Genomic DNA, 21906 nt, shown 5'->3' with positions numbered 1-21906 from the left:
TATGCGCAAAATTATTGTAGGATCACGAAAGAGTAAACTAGCATTAACGCAAACAAACTGGTTTATTGATCAGTTAAAAGCCCTAGGTCTACCATATGAATTTGAAGTGAAAGAAATTGTCACAAAAGGTGATGTTATTTTAGATGTTACTCTTTCAAAAGTAGGCGGCAAAGGCTTGTTTGTAAAAGAGATTGAACACGCGCTACTTACGAAAGAAATCGATATGGCTGTACATAGTATGAAAGATATGCCAGCCGTACTTCCAGAAGGTTTAATGATTGGCTGTACACCAAAGCGTGTTGACCCTCGTGATGCTTTTATCTCAAAAAATGGAGCATCGTTTAAAGAGTTAGCGGAAGGTGCTATTTTAGGTACGAGTAGTTTAAGACGTAGTGCACAGCTACTCGCTGCGAGACCAGATTTACAAGTTAAGTGGATTCGCGGGAATATCGATACACGTTTACGTAAATTAAAAGAAGAAGATTACGATGCGATTATTTTAGCGACAGCTGGATTACAAAGAATGGGCTGGGATGATGAAGTTATTACAGAACATTTAGATGAAGCGTTATGTGTACCTGCTGTAGGACAAGGTGCATTAGCGATTGAGTGTCGTGAGGATGATAAGGATTTATTGCAATTGTTAGCGCATATTAATGATACGATAACAGAAAGAACAGTGGCAGCGGAGCGAGTATTTCTTCATAAACTTGAAGGTGGATGCCAAGTTCCAATTGCTGGATATGCAACCCTTACAGAAAACGATGCAATCGAATTAACAGCTCTTGTCGGCTCTATGGATGGCTCTGTTTTATTAAAAGAGACAGTAGTGGGTACTAATCCTGAGGAAGTAGGATTAGAGGCCGCGGACCGTTTAATTAAGCAAGGCGCCAAAGAACTCATTCTTGCTGCAAATAAGGAGCAACAATAAATATGAACGCTCTCGCTGGAAAAACGGTATTGATTACACGTGCCCAGCATCAAGCGAAACAAATGAGTGTAGCAGTGAAAGAAAAGAGCGGAATTCCATTGGAAATTCCGCTTTTGCGTATGGAAGGTATGTCTCATAGGCAAATTCAATATATTGAAGAGCAGCTACATTCATACGACTGGGTTATTTTTACGAGCAGAAATGGTGTAGCTTTTTTTCTGGATAGTTTAAAAAAGAAACTACCACTAACCATTAAAATCGCTGCGGTAGGTGTGAAAACAAAATTAGAGTTAGAAAAAAGGGGCTATCAAGTTCATTTTGTTCCGACTTTATTTGTTGCAGAAGCATTTGCAGAAGAGTTTCTAAAAGAATTAAGTGGAAATGAACGTATTTTATTTCCGAAAGGGAATTTAGCAAGAGAGGTAATTCCGGTTGCACTTCGGGAAATTGGTATTTCTCTAGATGAGCTAACCGTATACGGTACGAAAGTGAATATAGAAAAAAAGCAAGAGCTTATAGCGGCATTGAAGTTAGGGAAAGTAGACATTATTACATTTACGAGCCCTTCAACTGTTACTAGTTTTGTTCGTTTACTTGAGGGTACAAACTGGAGAGAATGGACAAAAAAATGTACAATTGCTTGTATAGGACCTATTACGGAAAAAGAGGCAAGTCTTTATTTTCCGTCTGTTATTGTGCCGAAAGAGTACACTGTAGAAGCATTACTACAATGTGTTTGTGAATCTATAAAATGAAAGAATGGGGATAGAAATCTATGAACTCTTTACAATTTAATCGTCATCGTCGTTTAAGACAAAGCGGGGGCATGCGTGCGCTTGTGCGTGAAACGTTTTTACATACGGAAGATTTTATTTACCCTATTTTTGTATTAGAAGGTGAAAATGTTCGTAATGAAGTTCCTTCTATGCCAGGCGTATATCAAATGTCTTTAGATTTATTGCAAGCTGAAATGCAAGAAGTTGTTGATTTAGGTATTCGTTCTGTTATTGTATTTGGTTTACCTGCTGAAAAGGATGAAGTTGGATCATCAGCATATTGTGATCATGGAATTGTACAACGTGCTATTCAGCAAATTAAAGGTGATTTCCCTGAGCTAGTAGTAGTTGCAGACACATGTTTATGTCAATTTACAAGCCATGGTCATTGCGGTGTAATTGAAGATGGTATTATTTTAAATGACGAGTCTCTTGCAGTTCTTGCGAAAACAGCTGTAAGTCAAGCGAAAGCAGGAGCGGACATTATTGCGCCATCAAACATGATGGATGGCTTCGTAACAGCAATTCGCCATGCATTAGACGAAAATGGTTTTGGACACGTGCCAGTTATGTCGTACGCTGTGAAATATTCATCAGCATTTTATGGACCATTCCGTGATGCTGCGCACGGTGCACCGCAATTTGGTGACCGTAAAACATATCAAATGGATCCGGCAAACCGTATGGAAGCATTCCGTGAAGCAGAATCGGATGTAATGGAAGGTGCAGATTTCTTAATCGTAAAACCAGCTCTTTCTTACTTAGATATCGTTCGTGATGTGAAAAATAACTTTAATTTACCAGTTGTCGCTTATAATGTAAGTGGTGAATATTCGATGATTAAAGCGGCAGCGCAAAATGGTTGGATTAATGAAAAAGAAGTTGTTCTTGAAAAATTAATTAGTATGAAACGTGCAGGAGCAGATTTAATTATTACGTATCATGCAAAAGATGCAGCAAGATGGTTACAAGAAGGAGGCGCTAAATAATGAAAAAGTTTGATAAGTCAATTGCAGCGTTTGAAGAGGCGCAAGACTTAATGCCTGGTGGCGTAAATAGCCCGGTTCGTGCCTTTAAGTCTGTTGGGATGAATCCGTTGTTTATGGAGCGTGGAAAAGGCTCTAAAGTATATGATATCGATGGGAATGAATATATCGACTACGTATTATCATGGGGTCCTTTAATTCATGGTCATGCAAATGATCGTGTTGTAGAAGCGTTAAAATCTGTTGCTGAAAGAGGTACAAGCTTCGGTGCACCAACAGAAATTGAAAATAAATTAGCAAAACTTGTTATTGAGCGCGTGCCATCAATTGAGATTGTGCGTATGGTTAACTCTGGAACGGAAGCAACAATGAGTGCACTACGTTTAGCTCGTGGTTATACAGGTCGTAATAAAATCTTGAAATTTATCGGTTGTTACCACGGTCATGGTGATTCGCTATTAATTAAAGCTGGTTCTGGTGTGGCGACTTTAGGTTTACCAGATAGTCCTGGTGTACCAGAAGGTGTAGCGAAAAATACGATTACAGTAGCTTATAACGATTTAGAAAGCGTAAAATACGCGTTTGAACAATTCGGTGATGATATTGCTTGTGTAATTGTAGAACCAGTAGCAGGAAATATGGGGGTTGTTCCTCCACAGCCTGGATTTTTAGAAGGTCTTCGTGAAGTAACAGAACAAAACGGTGCATTGCTTATTTTTGATGAAGTAATGACAGGGTTCCGAGTAGCTTATAATTGTGGCCAAGGTTATTATGGCGTAACGCCTGATTTAACATGCTTAGGTAAAGTAATCGGTGGTGGTTTACCAGTAGGAGCATACGGTGGTAAAGCGGAAATTATGCGCCAAGTTGCGCCAAGCGGACCGATTTACCAAGCTGGTACTTTATCAGGTAACCCACTTGCAATGGCGGCAGGTTATGAAACGTTAGTACAGTTAACGCCAGAATCATATGTAGAATTTGAGCGTAAAGCTGAAATGTTAGAAGCTGGATTACGTAAAGCAGCTGAAAAACATGGCATTCCTCACCATATTAACCGTGCAGGCTCTATGATTGGTATTTTCTTTACAGATGAACCCGTTATTAATTACGATGCAGCAAAATCTTCAAACTTAGAATTCTTTGCGGCTTACTATCGTGAAATGGTAGAACAAGGTGTATTCTTACCGCCATCTCAATTCGAAGGTTTATTCTTATCGACAGCACATAGTGATGCAGATATTGAAGCGACGATTGCAGCAGCTGAAATTGCAATGTCAAAATTAAAAGCGTAATGTATTAGAGAAAATCGCTCTCCGTAAGGGGAGCGATTTTTTTTATTCATAAAGTAAGCTTTCCGCACATAAATCTGTAATGACATATAGTTTGGGAGGGGGAAAAGAAGTGGCTGCAGATCATTCATTACGATTTTCATTAAAAGAATCTGTGTGGTTCCAAAAAGGACAGGAAGTCGAAGAACTTTTGTCAATTTCGTTAGATCCAGACGTTGAGATAGAAGAGCTTGATCATGAAGTAATCGTGAGAGGACAATTAGATTTAACGGGAGAGTATGTTGCACGAAAAGATGATTCGGCGTATTCATTAAGAGAACTATCGCCAGCAAAGTCAATTGATTATGTAGAAACAAGAGAAGATGGGGTTAATGAACTTGTTCATTCCTTTCCACTTGAAATATCAATTCCGAGAAATCGAGTGAAAGTAATTGAAGAGCTATATGTATCAATCGAGGAATTTGATTATGAATTAAAGGAAAATGGTTGCTTACAATTATTAGCGGATATATCTATTACCGGTTTGTGTGATGAAGAGAGAAGCGAGGATGAAGTTGAAGAGGAAGAGGAAGAGGAAGAAACGGTGTATGCTGAGTTAGAAGAAGATTCAGCGCAAGAGGATGAAAATAGACCGGCGCCGCATGTAGAAGAACCAGCATATAAGGAATCAGATGAGTGGGAAGATTACGCATTTGAACCGTTCCAATTAGAGGAAAGAAAAGAGCAGGAATTAGAAGAAGAGAAAATAGAAGAACATGAATTTGTGGAACGTGAAGAGGAGCAAGAAACAACGCCACAATTTGAACTGTTCGGACGAAAAGATTTCAAGAAAGAAAAAGCGAAAAAGCAGGAAGAACAAGAAGAAGAGTACTCACAGCGAGATGAAAATGCGCTTTATTTAACAAAACTATTTACGAAAGAACCGGAAGAAGAATTTACAAAGTTAAGAATGTATTTCGTGCAAGAAGGGGATACAATTGAATCTATTGCAGACCGTTATGAAACGTCTGTACAAAATTTACACCGTGTCAATCAAACAGAAGATATATTTTTAAATACGGGGCAAATTATTTATATTCCCGTTTCAAGGGTAAAGACGAAATAAGGAAGTGAGTGTTTTCACTCACTTCCTTTCTTAGAGGCTATGTTTTGAATAGAAAGGGTTATTCGTATGGATATTGAGTTGCGAAATCACTATGAACCTATTGTGAGGCAATATAGATTGGATACGCAGCATATGGAAGAGCACGGAAATGTAATGAAAATTTATACGAATCAAGGTCCATATGCACTCAAGAAAATAGAAGGCAGAAAGTTAGAGCGGAATAACTTTCTGCATCATATTCAATATTTGAAGGAGAAAGGTTTTTCAAATTATGTACCTATATATCATGCGACGGATGGAAGTTATATTTTAAGTGACGGGACGTATAATTATTATTTAATGCCTTGGTTAGAACGTGCAGAAGGAAACGGTGAGGACAATGATCAATACCATAAAATGTTTCAGACACTTGGAACGTTGCATCAAAAAACTGTGAAGGAAGAAACGTATACGGAAGAAGATTTAGAAAAACATTATACAAGTATATCCGATCGTTGGGAAAATGATGGTGAGATGTTAGAAGAGTTTCTCGTAGAATCTGAATCAAAATGGTATATGTCCCCGTTTGAATTGCAATATTGTACGTACTATCATCATGTAATGAGAGCGCGTGAATTTGCAACGAAGCAATTAAATGAGTGGAACGATGCGATGAAAGAAAAAGAGAAAACGCGTATTACTTTTGTGCATGGTAATGTGTCACTTAATCATTTTTTATTTGACTATGAGCGGAATGGCTATTTTATTAGTTTAGAAAAATCGAAGTTTGCAACGCCTGTGCAAGATATAGTAGGTTTTTATTCACGGTCTTTAAACACATATCCAATCGCAAGAAGTGATCGGTTTGAATGGTTTCAAATGTATCAAAAAAATTTCCCTTTTACGAAAGAAGAGCAACTACTTATGTTTGCGTATATGACGTATCCATCACAATTTATTCGGCAAATCCAGTCTTATAAGAAAAGAAGAGATAATCGTAACGAGGAAAATGAACTGCGCGGAGTAAAGAGTTTGCAACAATCGCATTGGCTCGTTAGCAATATAGAATATTTCCTGTCACAATTACAAGCTGCCCAGCAAGGGAACGGATAAAGTAAACATTCCCCGCTGATGATTAGCCTTCACCAATTGGGCGTTTACGGGCAGCAGGGCTCCCATCTAACTTCTTTGCTTCAGCTGAGTTTTGAGGTGGAGGTCTTACTGCCTACAAATAGCGTGGTAAAGAAGATAAGTAGAGGATTCTACTTATCTTCTTTTTGGCACGAAAAGCTGTAGTTTTAAATTTATCTTGACGAATAAGGTTTCGTTTTTTACACTATTGTATATAATAATTAACAATCATATAAATGCCTTGAAGGGGAAGAGTATAACATGAAACGTCTTCAGAGAGGAGAATCATTAGCTGGGAGATTCTCTAGATAGTTATGTTAGAAGGTAGCCCTGGAGCATCTTTTCTGAACAGAATAGTTCTTATTAGGAAAAGACGGATTTGTCCGTTATCAAATTAAGAGTATAAGCAAATTATGAATTTGTTTGTAAATAAAGGTGGTACCGCGATGTCCCTCGTCCTTTTTGGATGAGGGACATTTTTTATTTTAAGGAGGGAAAATAATGTCAAACACGGAAAAGAATTTACCAACTAAATATGATCATATGTCCGTTGAAGAAGGCCTTTATCAATGGTGGCTTGAAGGCAAATATTTTGAAGCAACAGGAGACGAGAAGAAACAACCGTATACAATTGTAATTCCACCTCCGAACGTAACTGGTAAGTTACACTTAGGTCATGCTTGGGATACAACTCTTCAAGATATTTTAACTCGTACGAAGCGTATGCAAGGATACGATGTACTATGGCTTCCAGGAATGGACCATGCTGGTATCGCAACACAAGCGAAAGTAGAAGGAAAACTTCGTGAAGAAGGTATTTCACGTTACGATCTTGGCCGTGAAAAATTCCTTGAAAAAGCTTGGGAGTGGAAAGAAGAGTACGCTTCTCACATTCGTCAACAATGGGGGAAAGTTGGTTTAGGACTAGACTATTCTCGTGAACGTTTCACATTAGACAAAGGTTTATCAGATGCGGTTAATAAAGTATTCGTTCAATTATACGAAAAAGGCTTAATTTACCGTGGTGAATATATCATCAACTGGGATCCAGCAACACGTACAGCTCTTTCTGATATTGAAGTAATTCATAAAGAAGTTCAAGGTGCATTCTACCATATGAACTATCCGTTAACAGATGGTTCTGGTCATATTCGTCTTGCGACAACTCGTCCAGAAACGATGCTTGGTGATACAGCAGTAGCAGTTCATCCAGAAGACGATCGTTACAAACATTTAATCGGAAAAACAGTTACACTTCCAATCGTAGGCCGTGAGATTCCGATTATTGCTGATGAGTACGTAGAAAAAGATTTCGGAACGGGCGTTGTAAAAATTACACCAGCTCATGACCCGAATGACTTTGAAGTAGGTAACCGTCATGACTTACCACGCATTTTAGTAATGAACGAAGATGGAACAATGAACGAAAAAGCTGGTAAGTATAACGGTATGGATCGTTTCGAATGCCGTAAAGAATTAGTAAAAGACTTACAAGAAGCTGGCGTATTAGTAGAAATCGAGCCACATATGCATTCAGTAGGTCATAGTGAGCGTAGCGGTGCAGTTGTTGAGCCTTATTTATCAACACAGTGGTTCGTAAAAATGGCTCCACTTGCTGAAAAAGCAGTAGCGCTTCAACAAAAAGAAGAAGAAAAAGTAACGTTCGTACCAGAGCGTTTTGAAAACACATATTTACGTTGGATGGAAAATATTCATGACTGGTGTATTTCTCGTCAATTATGGTGGGGACACCGTATTCCAGCTTGGTACCATAAAGAAACTGGTGAAGTATACGTAGGTACAGAAGCACCAGCAGATATTGAAAACTGGAATCAAGATAACGATGTACTTGATACATGGTTCAGTTCAGCGTTATGGCCATTCTCAACACTTGGTTGGCCAAATGAAGATTCAGCAGACTTCAAACGTTACTATTCAACAGATGCACTAGTAACGGGTTATGATATCATCTTCTTCTGGGTATCTCGTATGATTTTCCAAGGTTTAGAGTTTACAGGCGAGCGTCCATTTAAAGATGTATTAATTCACGGTTTAGTTCGTGACGAGCAAGGTCGTAAAATGAGTAAATCTCTTGGTAACGGTATTGACCCAATGGATGTTATCGAGAAGTACGGTGCAGATGCAATGCGTTTCTTCTTATCAACAGGAAGTGCACCAGGTCAAGATTTACGTTTCAGCATGGAAAAAGTAGAATCTACTTGGAACTTCATTAATAAAATTTGGAACGCATCACGTTTCGTATTAATGAACATGGATGATATGAAGTATGAAGAAATCGATTTAACTGGTGAAAAATCAGTTGCGGATAAGTGGATCTTAACTCGCTTAAACGAAACAATCGAAAGCGTAACACGTAACATGGATAAATATGAGTTCGGTGAAGCTGGTCGTTCATTATACAACTTCATTTGGGACGATTTCTGTGATTGGTATATTGAAATGGCGAAACTTCCACTATACGGTGAAGATGAAGCAGCTAAGAAAACAACTCGTTCTATTTTAGCTTACGTATTAGATCAAACAATGCGTCTATTACACCCATTCATGCCATTCGTAACAGAGAAAATTTGGCAACATTTACCGCATGAAGGCGAGTCTATTACAGTAGCTGCGTGGCCAACAGTTCGCGAAGATTTACAAGATACGGAGGCTGCGGCAGAAATGCACCTTCTAGTTGATATCATTCGCTCTGTTCGTAACATCCGTGCAGAAGTAAATACGCCAATGAGCAAAAAAGTTCAGATGCAAATTAAAGCAAAAGATGAGGCTGTACTTGCTCAACTTACGAAAAACAGCTCTTACATTGAGCGTTTCTGTAACCCAAGCGAATTAACAATTCAAACAGACTTACAAGCGCCAGAAAAGGCAATGACTGCAATCGTATCAGGTGCAGAGTTATTCTTACCGTTAGCTGATCTTATCAATCTTGATGAAGAGAGAGCTCGTCTTGAGAAAGAACTTGAGAAGTTCGATAAAGAAGTAGAACGTGTACAGAAGAAACTTTCTAACCAAGGTTTCGTAGCGAAAGCTCCTGCAGCGGTTATTGAAGGAGAGCGTGCGAAAGAGCAAGATTACCTAGAAAAACGCGAAGCAGTTCGTCAACGTCTAGCAGATCTTGAAAAGTAAAAATGTTTTTAGAGACTCACTATATTGGTGAGTCTCTTTTCTTTGCGTATAATAGAACTATGAAAGTTGTCTTTTGAAAGGGGAAAATTATACGTGATACATACATACGAAGAAGCGATAGGGTGGATCCATAGCCGATTGAAATTTGGAATTAAGCCAGGATTAGAAAGAATGAGATGGATGTTAGAAGAACTTGGAAATCCAGAGCGTCATATCAAATGTGTTCATCTTGCTGGTACAAATGGAAAAGGTTCAACGTTAACATATATGCGTTACATGTTAGAAGGCGCGAAATATAAGGTAGGAACGTTTACCTCTCCTTACATCGAATCATTTAATGAACGCATTAGTGTGAATGGAACACCAATTGCAGACGAAGAGATTACTGAACTTGTAAAGCTGGTAAAACCAGTCGTGGAAAAACTAGATGAAACGGATTTAGGGGAAGCGACAGAGTTTGAAATTATTACTGTTATGGCGATTTGCTATTTCGGTAAATTCAATTTCTGTGATGTTGTTTTATTTGAAACAGGGCTTGGTGGACGTTTTGATTCTACCAATGTTATACACCCTGTTCTCACGATTATTACGAATATCGGTCACGATCATATGCATATTTTAGGAAATACACTAGGAGAAATTGCATATGAAAAGGCGGGGATTATTAAGTCTGGCGTGCCGGTAATTACTGGTGTGCAAGATGAAGAAGCTTTGCAAGTTATTCAAAATGTTGCAAAGGAAAATCATGCAAACTTATACGAGATGGGCAACCATTTTACAGCATTACATAAACAGTCTAGTGAAGATGGAGAAGAGTTCGATTTCACTTGTCCTTTCGCCTCTTTTGAAGATGTGCGAATCACAATGAAAGGCAGCCACCAAGTAGGAAACGCAGCACTTGCGCTTATGGCAGTCATGTATGTAAAAACATACTTATCATTTTTAATTGAGGAAGAAGAAATAAGAACTGGATTACAGGAAGCGTATTGGGTGGGGCGCTTTGAAAAACTGCAAAGTAATCCAGATATTATTATAGATGGTGCTCATAATCCAGAAGGTATCGAAAGCCTTGTGAAAACAGTAGAAGCGCATTACAAAGATAAAAATGTAATAGTGTTATTTACTGCCCTTGGTGATAAACAATTACATAACATGGTAGGCCAATTAGAAACCATTGCAGATGAAATTATTTTTACAACATTCGCCTTTGATCGTGCTATTTCTGCTGATAAGCTTGCATCATATTCACAGAAAGAATCAAAATTAGTTTTTGAAAATTGGAAAGAGGCAATTGATACAAAAGTTGAAATGATAGCAGAAAATGATGTTTTTATCATAACAGGTTCTCTTTATTTCATTTCTGAAGTACGAAAATATATTTGCGAGAAAAACTAGATAGTCTTTGCTATCTAGTTTTTTTGTTCTACAAATGAAGTCAAATGCATACATATAAGATAAATATATAGGGTTATTTGGCGAATTCCTCTGACAAATATCTCGTTTTTTTATGAAATGAATATGATATGATGCGGACAACGATAAGAGGTGAGGTGTGAGTGTATGGACAAGCAATCACGAACGATCTCAGTGAAAGTGAATGGAACAGAAGCGAAGTATGAGGAAAAAAAGAAAGATGAATTTGAATGGATGGTAGTAGAAAGTGAACGACCGAAAAATGTTGTTCCGTTTCAAAAAGCGAAATCAATGTCTGTGGAAAAATACCGAAAGAAGTGGAGTAATACATTAATTGTAATCGTTGCAACTGCAATCATTATCGGTACGGCGTTTGGAATGGGGATGCTTCATTTACTTACTGGACAAGGAACGACAGGAGGAAGTGAAGTGACAGCTTCAAGGCCGACTGGAAATGGAGAATCAAAGGTGAGTGGAACGGCAGAACAAACACCAGCACCGAAAGAAGAAAAACAAAAAGCACAAGCAGGAACGTCATTGGATCCAATGAAATTATTTTTTGTTCAAGGGGGGCTTTATTCTTCTGAAGAAAAGGGACAGGCAGCTCTTGAAGAATGGAAAGGCAATGGGGGCATTGGTGCTTTAAGACCGAGCGGTGATAAGTATGCAATAGTTGTTGGTATTGCTAGCGATGAACAGTCTATAAATCAATTAATGACTAAGTATAAAAATGATGGTGTCTCCGTTTTAAAAAAGAACTGGGATATAACAGATAAAGCATTGCTGAAAGATGATAAAGAAGTAGGAACATTTTTAACAAAAGTGCAGCCATTATACACTCATTTAGCAAAATATGCTTCTAGCGTACAAGTTGGTGGAAAAAGCAGCGCAAAAGATATAGAAGTAATTGGAAAAGAATGGAAAAAGGTTGAAAAAGAAGGGAAAAGTATGAAACAAGAAGAAGCAAAGAAACTGTATATGTATACGTCGGTAGCTGTACAAACAGTAAAAGATGGGAAGATGGATAAGGAATCTTTGGCGAAATTAAATCAAGTTATTATTGATGGTTTACTCTCGTATGAAAAAATTGTTTCGTAGAAAGTGAAATGATAGGATAATAAAATGAGTAAGAAAGAAGTACATGTACTTCTTTCTTTTCTTTTGAATTTAGAGCAAAGTGCTTTCTCTATGACAGGAATATAATCGTATGCAATAAAGAAGTGTTATTTTAGTTAGAGAAATTAATATTTCTTTCATTTGTGGACAAACTATTCCTTTGATACGATTAATATAAATTGTTCTGCTTCATGTGAGAAAGGAAGGAGAAAATATGAGAAAAATAATTTTAGCTTCAGGGTCACCTCGGAGGAAGGAATTGCTTGAGTTAGCTAGTGTGCCATTTGAAATCGTTGTAAGTGAAGTAGAGGAAACAATTGGTGCATATTCATCGCCTTCTGATATTGTAATGTCGCTTGCCTTGCAAAAAGCATCAGCGGTGGCAGAAAATAATAGTGATCACATTGTGTTAGGTGCAGATACAATTGTTACATATGAGTCGCGTATTCTTGGTAAGCCTTCTAATGAGGATGAGGCGAAAGAGATGTTGCAATTACTATCAGGGAAAACACATGAAGTGTATACAGGTGTTGCAATTATAGCAAAAGAAAAAACGGTTACTTTTTATGAGCGTACAGAAGTTACATTTTGGGAGTTAACAGGAGAGGAAATTGATACATACGTCGCGTCGAAAGAACCTCTTGATAAAGCCGGTAGTTATGGGATTCAAGGTAAAGGATCTATTTTCGTTCAAAATATTCAAGGGGACTACTATAGTGTAGTTGGCTTACCAATTGCACGTCTCGTTCGGGAATTAAAACAATTTGATATTGATGTAACCCATGCGTAAAATTGCATGGGGTTTTCTTTGAGAGAACAAATAAAGGGGTGGAGAGATGAACGGTATTCGTGATGTTGTAAGAGAAGAACAGCCACGGGAGCGTTTATTGTTAGAAGGTGCTGGAAGTTTATCAAATCGAGAGCTTCTCGCAGTGTTACTCAGAACAGGTTCTAAAGAAGAAACAGTTTTAAAGTTGTCAGATAAAATTTTACATCAATTTGATGGCTTACGTATGTTGAAAGATGCAACATTAGAAGAGCTAATTAGTATACATGGTATTGGGATTTCAAAGGCATCGCAACTTATGGCAGCCTTTGAACTAGGCAGAAGAATGGTACGTTTAGAATATCAAAATAGATATAGTATTCGAAGTCCAGAAGATTGTGCGAAATACATGATGGAAGAAATGCGTTTTTTACAACAAGAGCATTTTGTTTGTTTATATTTAAATACAAAAAATCAAGTTATACATAGGCAAACGATCTTTATTGGAAGTTTAAACACGTCAATTGTACACCCGAGGGAAGTTTTTAAAGAAGCCTTCCGTCGTGCAGCAGCCTCTATCATATGTCTTCATAACCATCCCTCAGGAGATCCCACGCCGAGCCGTGAAGATATTGCAGTAACAAAACGCTTAGTAGAATGCGGCCAGATTATCGGAATTGAAGTGCTTGATCATATTATAATAGGTGACCATAAATTCGTGAGTTTAAAGGAAAAAGGTCATATTTAAGACTATGCTTTTTACTTATTTTGTTTTATAATGTGATTTATGAGTTTTTTGTAGAAATTTATCTACAAAAAGGATAAAGATATAAAAAACGTACTGTTTTTATAATATAAAGTAAGAAAAAATGAGTCCGTGAAAACAAGAAAGGAAGATAAATAATATGTTTGGATTTGGTGGATTTACTCGCGATCTTGGAATAGACTTAGGAACTGCGAACACGCTTGTATATGTAAAAGGAAAAGGTGTAGTTTTACGTGAACCTTCAGTAGTTGCGTTACAAACTGATACGAAACAAATCGTTGCTGTAGGTAGCGATGCAAAACAAATGATTGGTCGTACACCAGGGAACGTTGTGGCACTTCGCCCGATGAAAGACGGTGTAATTGCTGATTATGAAACAACTGCAACAATGATGAAATATTACATTCAACAAGCTCAAAAATCAAACGGTTTCTTCTCACGTAAGCCGTATGTAATGGTATGTGTACCATCTGGTATTACAGCTGTAGAAAGACGTGCAGTAATCGATGCGACTCGTCAAGCGGGTGCTCGTGATGCTTATCCTATCGAAGAGCCATTTGCAGCAGCAATTGGTGCAAACTTACCTGTTTGGGAACCAACTGGTAGTATGGTTGTTGATATCGGTGGCGGTACAACAGAAGTTGCAATTATTTCTCTAGGTGGTATTGTAACAAGCCAGTCAGTCCGTGTTGCTGGTGATGATATGGACGATTCAATCATTCAGTACATTAAGAAAAGCTATAACTTAATGATCGGTGAAAGAACAGCTGAAGCATTAAAATTAGAAATTGGTTCTGCAGGCGAGCCAGAAGGTATCGAGCCTATGGAAATTCGCGGTCGTGATTTAGTAAGTGGTTTACCAAAAACAGTACTAATTCAGCCAGAAGAAATTGCAGATGCATTAAAAGATACAGTAGATGCGATTGTAGAATCAGTTAAAAATACGTTAGAAAAAACTCCACCTGAATTAGCGGCTGATATTATGGACCGCGGTATCGTATTAACAGGTGGCGGGGCATTACTACGTAATTTAGATAAAGTAATTAGTGAAGAAACGAAAATGCCAGTTCTTGTTGCAGAAGATCCATTAGATTGCGTAGCAATTGGAACAGGTAAAGCATTAGACAATATCGATCTTTTCAAAACTGCTGCTCGATAATATTGCAAAATAAAAATCAGTGAAATTAAGAGGGTGTGAACGTGCCACAGTTTTTCTTAAACAAAAGATTAATTGTTTTGTTGGTTAGTATTATTCTTCTCGTGGCATTGATTGGAATCTCATTGAAAGAACGGAACAGTTTAACATGGCCAGAGCAGTTTGTTAAAGATACTGTCGGTGTTGTAGAACGTGTATTCCAAAAGCCAGCGAAATACGTAGCTGGATTCTTCGAAAATGTAGAGGATGTAAAGCGCACGTATGAAGAGAATAAAGAATTAAAAGCAAAATTAGATAATTATGCAGGTCTATCAGGGAAAGTAAAACAATTAGAAGATGATAACAAGAAGTTACAAGAGCTAACTGGTAAAAAAGAGTTAAATAGCGGGTATACTGAAATTCCAGCTACTGTTGTTTCTCGTAATCCAGATAAATGGTACGATTTAATTGGAATTGATAAAGGGGCACAGCAAGGAATTAAAAAAGATATGGCTGTAGTAACTTCACAAGGGTTAGTTGGAAGAGTGAAAAGTGTATCTCAGTTTACATCATCAGTAGAATTACTAAGTTCTATGAGCCGAACAAATCGCGTTTCTGCTATTGTACAAGGGCAAGAGAAAATCTTTGGATTGATTGAAGGTTATGACAAAGAAAAGCAATTACTTCTTTTCACAAAGATTGGCTCTGATGCACCGGTAGAGAAAGATCAACTAGTTGTAACATCTGGACTGGGTGATATTTTCCCGAAAGGTCTTGTAATTGGAAAAATCGTTGAAGTTCAGCCGGATGCATATGGCTTAACAAAAACAGCTTATGTAAAACCTGCCGCTGATTTAAATGACGTAGAGCATATTACGGTTGCTAAACGTGCAACACCTTCAGCGCCATTAGAATAGGAGGAGAAGAAGAGATGATGAAGATATTAAAAAGAGCAGCTCTTCCTCTTTTGCTCCTTTTTGTGTTTCTATTTGAAAATATGTTTGCTACTGTTGTTCCAACGGATGTGTTTTGGAAAGACAGCATAGCAGCACCGCATTTCTTTATAATCGTCTTATGTTTTATTACAGTGTATTATAGTCCGGTCCAAGGGATTTATTACGGACTATTATTTGGCTTCTTATTTGATACCGTATACACAGAACTTGTCGGGATATATATTTTTGCTTATCCGATTTTAGCTTATTTAGTATATAGTGTGATGAAAGTACTACAATTGAATTTATTTATTGTTGTTTCTATCATATTAGCTAGCGTTGTAGCACTAGAGTATTATGTGTATGGATTCTTAACTTTATTAGGACGTACTCATATGCCAGCGTATGTCTTTTTCACAGATCGTCTCCTTTCTACTTTATTGTTAAATGCTATTTTCTTATTGATAGTTTGTTTCCCACTGAGACGATATATAGTGCGTCTTTCAAAAGCGATGGAAGAAAAAGAAAAAAGGATTTTCTAATTTTATGTCGAATTGAATCGGTGGGGTGAACTTTAGTGGAAGAAAAAAAGCAACAAAATGTAACGATAAAAGGGACAAAAGATGGGATAACGCTTCATTTAGATGATTGTTGTTCATTCTCAGAATTATTGATGGAATTAGACGAAAAACTTTCTACACATTACTACGATGGTGATGGGCGCTCTTTAATTGAAGTGCATGTGAAAGTAGGAAATCGTTATTTAACAGAAGTCCAACAAGAAGAGATTCGTACGTTAATTCGTAATAAAAAGAATCTTGTTGTGGATTCAATTGAAAGTGATGTTATCACTAAAGCAGAAGCAATAGCTTGGAAAGAAGAAACAGAAATTGTCCCTATTTCCAAAATTGTTCGCTCTGGACAAGTTTTACATGTAAAAGGAAATTTGTTGTTAATTGGAGATGTTAATCCAGGCGGAACGGTTATCGCTGGGGGGAATATTTTTGTCGTAGGATCATTAAGAGGAATTGCACATGCTGGGTATTATGGGGATTCGGATGCTGTAATCGCTGCATCTGTTATGAACCCGATGCAACTTCGAATTAGTGATGTGGCAATGCGGGCTCCGGAAGAGAAAGAAGACGGAGCGGAGGCGGCAGAATGTGCGTATATTAATGAGAACAATCACATTGTTGTCGATCGCCTGCAACTTCTCACTCATCTTAGACCTAATTTAACAAAGTTAGAAAGGGGAATTGTATAGCTGTGGGAGAGGCAATAGTAATTACATCTGGAAAAGGCGGAGTAGGTAAAACTACTACATCTGCGAACATTGGTACGGCCCTAGCGTTATCTGGAAAGAAAGTGTGCTTAATTGACACAGATATCGGTCTTCGAAATTTAGACGTAGTAATGGGGCTGGAAAATCGTATTGTATTTGATCTTGTTGATGTCGTTGAAGGGCGTTGCCGTTTACCTCAGGCTCTTATTAAAGACAAACGTTTTGATGATCTTTATTTATTACCTGCAGCACAAACGAGTGATAAATCAGCGGTAACACCTGAACAAATGGATGAATTAATACAAGTATTACGTCAAGATTATGATTACATATTAATCGATTGTCCTGCGGGGATTGAGCAGGGATTTAAAAATGCGGTAGCTGGTGCGGATAAAGCAATCGTTGTTACGACTCCAGAAGTATCCTCAATGCGCGATGCGGATCGTATTATTGGGCTTTTAGAAAAAGAGGATATTGAACCACCCAAACTTGTTATTAACCGTGTACGTAGTCATATGCTTCATGAACAGGATATGTTAGATGTTGATGAAATTGTACGTACATTGTCAATCGAGCTTCTTGGTGTTGTCGAAGATGACGATGAAGTTATTCGAGCTACAAATACAGGTGAACCTGTGGCGTTGCAACCAAGCGGAAAAGCAGCGTTGGCTTATCGTAATATTGCAAGACGCTTGTTAGGTGAGAATGTACCATTACAAGCATTTGAACAAGAAAAGGTATCGGTATTTGCAAAGGTGAAAAACTTCTTTGGAATCCGTTAAGAGCACTTCGCACATATGCGAGGTGCTTTCTTTTTTCTTCACACGAATATCTTTCTTTCTTAGCTCATACATATGTACAAACTGTATACAACTGTTTCTAAATGAAATTAGCTTAACGAAAGAAAGGAGACAGTATGAAGAATAGACGCGTAGAAGAAATTAAAAAGCGGATTGCAAAAAGGAAGGCCGAGCAAGAAAGGATGGAGGAAGAGCAGTATTTTAACGGAGGGAATTTTGATAGTGAAGCAGTATTTATTGAAGATGGAGAAAAGGAAATGCATCCCTTATTTCGAAAGGAAGTCTTTTTCTTCAAAGTTTTATTATCAGCAATATTAGTTCTTTCGGTTGCTATTTTATATAAGAATGCTCCTTCTTCATTCAATGGAGCTAAAGCTGTTACAGAAAAAGTGATGAAAGAGGAATTTCAGTTTGCTACTGTAGCGAAATGGTACGAAAAGCAATTTGGAAAACCGCTTGTATTCTATTCGCCGAACGAGAAAAAAGAAGGAAGTATTCAGCAAAAAGATTATGCAATTCCTGCTTCTGGAAAAGTAATGCAAGGGTTTCAAAAAAATGGCCAAGGTGTATTTGTCCAAACAGCTACAAATGCAAAAGTGGAGTCAGTAAATGAAGGGTTAGTTGTTTTTGCAGGCAAGAAAGAGGAACTTGGAAATACAGTTCAAATTCAACATGCAGATGGTACGGAGTCATGGTATGCAAACTTAAACGATATGTCAGTGAAATTATATGATTACGTTTCAAAGAAACAAAAAATTGGAACGGTGAGTAATGATACAAATGATAAAAATGGAAAGTTTTATTTCGCGATAAAAAAGAATGAGAAATTTATTGATCCGATCCAGGTGATATCATTTGATTAAATATAGGGACGTTTTAACGAAAATTTCCGTGCATCCATTATTTTGGGTTATTATTGTCATTGGTATTTTTACTGCGCGTTTTAAAGAGTTACTACTGTTATTTTGTATTGTTCTTATTCATGAACTTGGGCATGCTTTTGCAGCAGCACACTATAATTGGCGTATAAAAAGAATTCAGCTTTTGCCGTTTGGTGGCGTTGCCGAGCTTGAGGAACATGGTAATAAGTCATTGAAAGAGGAACTTGTTGTCGTAATTGCAGGACCGATTCAACATGTTTGGATGATGCTGGTAGGTTATATGTTGTTCAAAGCTGGTTGGCTGAATGCAGATTTATATTATTTCTTTATGTGGAATAATATAATTATTTTAGCATTCAATTTACTTCCTATTTGGCCGTTAGATGGCGGGAAAGTATTGTTTAATGTATTATCATATCGTTTCCCTTATTTACAAGCACATGAAAAGATGATGCAATTGTCATGTGTTTTTTTTAGTGTAATATTAGGATGGCAGTTACTTTGGAATAGTAACAATATTATGATGTGGGTACTACTCATATTTTTAGCAGTGTCATTATATCAAGAGTGGAAACAAAGACGGTATGCATTTATGCGTTTTTTATTAGAACGTTATTATGGAAACAAAAGAGGAATCGAAAAGATTGCACCTATTGAAGTGCAAACGGAAGATCGTTTATATACGATCTTCACAAAATTTCGTAGAGGATATAAGCATTCTATTATCGTCCGTGGAAAATATAAAGAGCATTACACATTGGATGAAAATGAATTGCTCTATGCATATTTTACTGAAAAACGAACAACTTCATCAGTTGAAGAATTAATCGGTTAGTGTTGACGATAGCACTAACCTTTTATTATTGTAAAAGCAAAGAAGATTATAAAGTGAGGAAATAATTTTGAAAACGTTATATGTGAATTACGCTGGTTCGGAAAAGCGCGTTGCAATTGAAGAGAAGAAAAAGATTGTTGAGTTTTTATGGAAACGTAATGAAGAGCAAGAGATTGTTGGGCATATTTATGTTGGACGTGTCGTAAGAACAATTGCTGGAATGAATGCAGCTTTTGTAAACATCGGTTTAGAAAAACATGCTTACCTTTCATACGATGATGTACCATCTTCTTATCGTATACATGAAGGGCAAGCGATACTCGTACAAGTTGTGAAAGAGGCAATTGATACGAAAGGGCCTAAATTGACAGCGAATATAGAATTTACCGGGAAATATGTCGTTTATATGCCGTTTGATGAGATGCGCGCTGTTTCTCGAAAAATAAAAAATAATAAAAGAAGACAACAGTTACTCCAAATTGAAATAGAGAGAACGGGGGGGTACATTTTCCGTTCTGCTTCTGAAAAAGGAGCAATTGAAGAAATACAAGCTGAAATGCAAGGATTACAACAGTTGTATGAAGAGTTAAAAAGAAAAGAGGGTCAAGGAAAGGTGCCGTTATTACTTCATCGACCGGCGACCTTTTTAGATCGTGTATTTCAAGAGAACCCAATTGAAACAATTGAAAAAGTAGTTGTAGATACAAGAAGTATAGTAAAGGAATTAGAAGACAAAGTTGGAAAAGAAAAAGTATCTTTTTATAATGAAAAGTCTTCGATGTTTAACCATTTTGGAATAGAGCGTGAGATTGAGAAAGCACTCCAAAAAATTGTTTGGCTTCCAAATGGTGCTTATTTAATTGTAGAACAAATGGAGACGATGACTGTAATTGATGTGAATACGGGCAAGTTTACGGGAAAACAAAATTTACAAGATACAGTACTTCGCACAAATGAGCTAGCCGCTGAAGAAATTGCACGCCAATTAAGACTTCGTGATATTGGTGGTATGATATTAATTGATTTTATTAATATGAAAAAAAGAGAAGATAAAGAAAAGGTAAGAGAATGTCTCATAGCTGCTATGCAAGATGACCGAACATATACAAGGGTGCTCGGTTTTACGGAGCTAGGGATTTTGGAAATGACACGTAAACGTAAAAAGCATTCTTTACGGGACGTATTATTAAAAGAGTGTGTACCTTGCAAAGCGACGGGTTATGTGATGTCGCATGAAACAATTGCGTATGAGTTAGAGAGAGAACTAATCACATATGGCAATATAGAAGATGAAGCGGTATTAATCGCTGCGCCTAAAGAACTGCAAAAACAATTTTTGCAAAAAGAATTACAAAAAAATATTCCATTTGAAATTTATTTCAAAGATGATATTATCGAAAAGTACGCTATTATCCGTTTTGGAAGTAAAAAAGAAATTGTAGAACGGAAAAAATAGTTAGTAGAAGATTCATTGACAATACTCAATGAATTATGGTAACATCTTTATGTTATAGTTTATAGCACCTAAACGGCTATATGCTACAACCGCACAAGACAGGTTCCCTAAAGGCATTTATGTCTACCTCGTTTTTGGCGAGTCTTAGTAATTAAGAGGAGGTGCAAGTATGTACGCAATTATCGAAACAGGTGGAAAACAAATTAAAGTTGAAGCTGGTCAAGCAATCTACATTGAAAAATTAGATGTTGAAGCTGGTGAAACTGTTACTTTTGACAAAGTTCTTTTCGTTGGTGGCGAAAACGTTAAAGTTGGTAGCCCAGTTGTAGAAGGTGCAACAGTTACTGCGAAAGTTGAAAAACAAGGTCGCGCTAAGAAAATTATCGTTTTCAAATACAAAGCGAAAAAGAACAATCGTAAGAAACAAGGTCATCGTCAACCTTACACTAAGCTAGTTGTTGAAGCTATCAACGCTTAATTCTGGTTAACATGATTAAAATTACGATAAGTCGCACGAAATTAGGAAGTATCCAATCATTTAAAATGACTGGACATGCCGATTATGCGCCACATGGACAAGACCTTGTCTGTGCTGGAACTACAGCGGTTGTGTTTGGTTCTATAAATGCAGTGGAAGAACTTTGTAATGTGCAAGCAACTATTGAACTCGGAAGTGATGGCGGATTCTTAACGTATGAATTGCCTAATGATTTAGACGTTCATGCAGCAGAAAAAGCACAAACCCTTTTAGAAGGATTAGTTGTTTCGCTTAAGACGATCGAACTTGATTACGGAAAGTATATCCGTTTAATAGAAAAAGTGCAGGAGGTGTAACGTATGTTAAGATTAGATCTTCAGTTTTTCGCATCTAAGAAAGGTGTAGGTAGTACAAAGAACGGTCGTGACTCTCAGTCAAAACGTCTTGGTGCTAAACGCGCAGATGGTCAAACGGTTTCAGGTGGTTCAATTCTTTACCGTCAACGCGGTACAAAAATTTATCCAGGTGTTAACGTTGGTCGTGGTGGCGATGACACTTTATACGCGAAAGTTGACGGCGTAGTACGCTTTGAGCGTCTTGGCCGTGACCGCAAACAAGTGAGCGTATATCCTGTTGCTCAAGAAGCATAAGAACTCACGGAAAACTCTAACCTGAGTGCAGGTTAGAGTTTTTCTATAT

At 37.4% G+C, this 21906-nt stretch carries 22 protein-coding genes and 2 other annotated features; all 22 genes read left to right on the top strand.

Annotated features, from left to right (window positions below):
• Position 1: 1 nt before the first annotated feature.
• The 22 genes from hemC to rpmA all read left to right on the top strand — a co-directional run bounded on the left by hemC (position 2) and on the right by rpmA (position 21857).
• The gene (gene hemC, locus GBN91_RS03480) at positions 2–931 is read left to right on the top strand and encodes a hydroxymethylbilane synthase (RefSeq protein WP_001226396.1); all 930 of its coding nucleotides are present in this window, start codon (positions 2–4) and stop codon (positions 929–931) included.
• A 2-nt stretch (positions 932–933) separates the two neighbouring features.
• The gene (gene hemD / locus GBN91_RS03475) at positions 934–1686 is read left to right on the top strand and encodes a uroporphyrinogen-III synthase (RefSeq protein ID WP_058839830.1); all 753 of its coding nucleotides are present in this window, start codon (positions 934–936) and stop codon (positions 1684–1686) included.
• Positions 1687–1706: 20 nt separating this feature from the next.
• Entirely contained in the window at positions 1707–2696 is a 990-nt protein-coding gene (gene hemB, locus GBN91_RS03470; RefSeq protein ID WP_001087065.1) for a porphobilinogen synthase, read from the top strand.
• Entirely contained in the window at positions 2696–3985 is a 1290-nt protein-coding gene (hemL, locus tag GBN91_RS03465) for a glutamate-1-semialdehyde 2,1-aminomutase (protein WP_000712943.1), read from the top strand. The genes hemB and hemL overlap by 1 nt, the downstream gene beginning before the upstream one ends.
• 79 nt (positions 3986–4064) lie before the next feature.
• Entirely contained in the window at positions 4065–5087 is a 1023-nt protein-coding gene (gene spoVID, locus GBN91_RS03460; RefSeq protein ID WP_141403608.1) for a stage VI sporulation protein D, read from the top strand.
• 66 nt (positions 5088–5153) lie between these two features.
• Positions 5154–6179 carry a spore coat protein YsxE gene (ysxE, locus tag GBN91_RS03455; RefSeq protein ID WP_000350658.1) on the top strand — a complete coding sequence of 342 codons (1026 nt, stop codon included), beginning with the start codon at positions 5154–5156 and terminating at the stop codon, positions 6177–6179.
• Between the two features lie 250 nt (positions 6180–6429).
• Positions 6430–6661 (top strand) — a binding site (T-box leader).
• A 37-nt stretch (positions 6662–6698) separates the two neighbouring features.
• The gene (locus tag GBN91_RS03450) at positions 6699–9344 is read left to right on the top strand and encodes a valine--tRNA ligase (protein WP_000072250.1); all 2646 of its coding nucleotides are present in this window, start codon (positions 6699–6701) and stop codon (positions 9342–9344) included.
• 93 nt (positions 9345–9437) lie between these two features.
• The gene (locus GBN91_RS03445) at positions 9438–10739 is read left to right on the top strand and encodes a bifunctional folylpolyglutamate synthase/dihydrofolate synthase (RefSeq protein WP_048656462.1); all 1302 of its coding nucleotides are present in this window, start codon (positions 9438–9440) and stop codon (positions 10737–10739) included.
• 165 nt (positions 10740–10904) lie between these two features.
• On the top strand, positions 10905–11855 hold the full coding sequence (locus GBN91_RS03440) for a stage II sporulation protein B (RefSeq protein ID WP_152121255.1): 951 nt from the start codon (positions 10905–10907) through the stop codon (positions 11853–11855).
• A gap of 232 nt (positions 11856–12087) precedes the next feature.
• Positions 12088–12663 carry a Maf family protein gene (locus GBN91_RS03435; RefSeq protein ID WP_001226292.1) on the top strand — a complete coding sequence of 192 codons (576 nt, stop codon included), beginning with the start codon at positions 12088–12090 and terminating at the stop codon, positions 12661–12663.
• Positions 12664–12709: 46 nt separating this feature from the next.
• Positions 12710–13387, top strand: a complete 678-nt coding sequence (gene radC / locus GBN91_RS03430; RefSeq protein WP_001013390.1) for a RadC family protein — start codon at positions 12710–12712, stop codon at positions 13385–13387.
• A gap of 157 nt (positions 13388–13544) precedes the next feature.
• Entirely contained in the window at positions 13545–14564 is a 1020-nt protein-coding gene (mreB, locus tag GBN91_RS03425) for a cell shape-determining protein MreB (protein ID WP_000466736.1), read from the top strand.
• Positions 14565–14605: 41 nt separating this feature from the next.
• The gene (gene mreC / locus GBN91_RS03420) at positions 14606–15457 is read left to right on the top strand and encodes a rod shape-determining protein MreC (protein WP_001135488.1); all 852 of its coding nucleotides are present in this window, start codon (positions 14606–14608) and stop codon (positions 15455–15457) included.
• 14 nt (positions 15458–15471) lie between these two features.
• A complete protein-coding gene (gene mreD, locus GBN91_RS03415; protein WP_000975766.1) occupies positions 15472–16017 on the top strand; it encodes a rod shape-determining protein MreD in 546 nt (181 codons plus the stop codon).
• Between the two features lie 35 nt (positions 16018–16052).
• Positions 16053–16739, top strand: a complete 687-nt coding sequence (gene minC, locus GBN91_RS03410; protein WP_000391521.1) for a septum site-determining protein MinC — start codon at positions 16053–16055, stop codon at positions 16737–16739.
• Positions 16740–16741: 2 nt separating this feature from the next.
• Positions 16742–17539, top strand: coding sequence for a septum site-determining protein MinD (gene minD / locus GBN91_RS03405; protein WP_000503309.1), 798 nt, complete (start codon positions 16742–16744; stop codon positions 17537–17539).
• Between the two features lie 134 nt (positions 17540–17673).
• Positions 17674–18420, top strand: a complete 747-nt coding sequence (spoIVFA, locus tag GBN91_RS03400; RefSeq protein ID WP_000797471.1) for a stage IV sporulation protein SpoIVFA — start codon at positions 17674–17676, stop codon at positions 18418–18420.
• Complete coding sequence (spoIVFB, locus tag GBN91_RS03395) at positions 18413–19273, top strand: stage IV sporulation intramembrane metalloprotease SpoIVFB (protein WP_000599058.1); 861 nt, start codon at positions 18413–18415, stop codon at positions 19271–19273. The genes spoIVFA and spoIVFB overlap by 8 nt, the downstream gene beginning before the upstream one ends.
• 67 nt (positions 19274–19340) lie before the next feature.
• On the top strand, positions 19341–20729 hold the full coding sequence (locus GBN91_RS03390; RefSeq protein WP_152121254.1) for an Rne/Rng family ribonuclease: 1389 nt from the start codon (positions 19341–19343) through the stop codon (positions 20727–20729).
• 77 nt (positions 20730–20806) lie between these two features.
• Positions 20807–20884 (top strand) — a sequence feature (ribosomal protein L21 leader region).
• 14 nt (positions 20885–20898) lie between these two features.
• Positions 20899–21207, top strand: a complete 309-nt coding sequence (gene rplU, locus GBN91_RS03385; protein ID WP_000270907.1) for a 50S ribosomal protein L21 — start codon at positions 20899–20901, stop codon at positions 21205–21207.
• A gap of 11 nt (positions 21208–21218) precedes the next feature.
• A complete protein-coding gene (locus GBN91_RS03380; protein ID WP_001973720.1) occupies positions 21219–21563 on the top strand; it encodes a ribosomal-processing cysteine protease Prp in 345 nt (114 codons plus the stop codon).
• Positions 21564–21566: 3 nt separating this feature from the next.
• Positions 21567–21857: a 50S ribosomal protein L27 gene (gene rpmA, locus GBN91_RS03375; protein WP_000944957.1), complete on the top strand. Its 291-nt coding sequence runs from the start codon at positions 21567–21569 to the stop codon at positions 21855–21857.
• The last annotated feature ends 49 nt before the right edge of the window (positions 21858–21906 follow it).

This window comes from Bacillus sp. B1-WWTP-T-0.5-Post-4 (genome assembly GCF_009183795.1).
GTDB lineage: Bacteria > Bacillota > Bacilli > Bacillales > Bacillaceae_G > Bacillus_A > Bacillus_A cereus.
The sequence above is the reverse complement of the archived record's forward strand: the minus strand, read 5'-3'. Positions and strand labels throughout refer to the sequence as shown.

Bases quoted from the DNA above. Each gene is read 5' to 3' on its own strand.
- ysxE (WP_000350658.1), top strand. From the start codon at position 5,154: ATGGATATTGAGTTGCGAAATCACTATGAACCTATTGTGAGGCAATAT.
- spoIVFA (WP_000797471.1), top strand. From the start codon at position 17,674: ATGAAGAATAGACGCGTAGAAGAAATTAAAAAGCGGATTGCAAAAAGG.
- spoVID (WP_141403608.1), top strand. From the start codon at position 4,065: ATGACATATAGTTTGGGAGGGGGAAAAGAAGTGGCTGCAGATCATTCA.
- rplU (WP_000270907.1), top strand. From the start codon at position 20,899: ATGTACGCAATTATCGAAACAGGTGGAAAACAAATTAAAGTTGAAGCT.
- rpmA (WP_000944957.1), top strand. From the start codon at position 21,567: ATGTTAAGATTAGATCTTCAGTTTTTCGCATCTAAGAAAGGTGTAGGT.
- radC (WP_001013390.1), top strand. From the start codon at position 12,710: ATGAACGGTATTCGTGATGTTGTAAGAGAAGAACAGCCACGGGAGCGT.
- hemC (WP_001226396.1), top strand. From the start codon at position 2: ATGCGCAAAATTATTGTAGGATCACGAAAGAGTAAACTAGCATTAACG.
- GBN91_RS03450 (WP_000072250.1), top strand. From the start codon at position 6,699: ATGTCAAACACGGAAAAGAATTTACCAACTAAATATGATCATATGTCC.
- GBN91_RS03435 (WP_001226292.1), top strand. From the start codon at position 12,088: ATGAGAAAAATAATTTTAGCTTCAGGGTCACCTCGGAGGAAGGAATTG.
- hemD (WP_058839830.1), top strand. From the start codon at position 934: ATGAACGCTCTCGCTGGAAAAACGGTATTGATTACACGTGCCCAGCAT.
- mreD (WP_000975766.1), top strand. From the start codon at position 15,472: ATGATGAAGATATTAAAAAGAGCAGCTCTTCCTCTTTTGCTCCTTTTT.
- GBN91_RS03380 (WP_001973720.1), top strand. From the start codon at position 21,219: ATGATTAAAATTACGATAAGTCGCACGAAATTAGGAAGTATCCAATCA.
- GBN91_RS03440 (WP_152121255.1), top strand. From the start codon at position 10,905: ATGGACAAGCAATCACGAACGATCTCAGTGAAAGTGAATGGAACAGAA.
- hemL (WP_000712943.1), top strand. From the start codon at position 2,696: ATGAAAAAGTTTGATAAGTCAATTGCAGCGTTTGAAGAGGCGCAAGAC.
- hemB (WP_001087065.1), top strand. From the start codon at position 1,707: ATGAACTCTTTACAATTTAATCGTCATCGTCGTTTAAGACAAAGCGGG.
- mreB (WP_000466736.1), top strand. From the start codon at position 13,545: ATGTTTGGATTTGGTGGATTTACTCGCGATCTTGGAATAGACTTAGGA.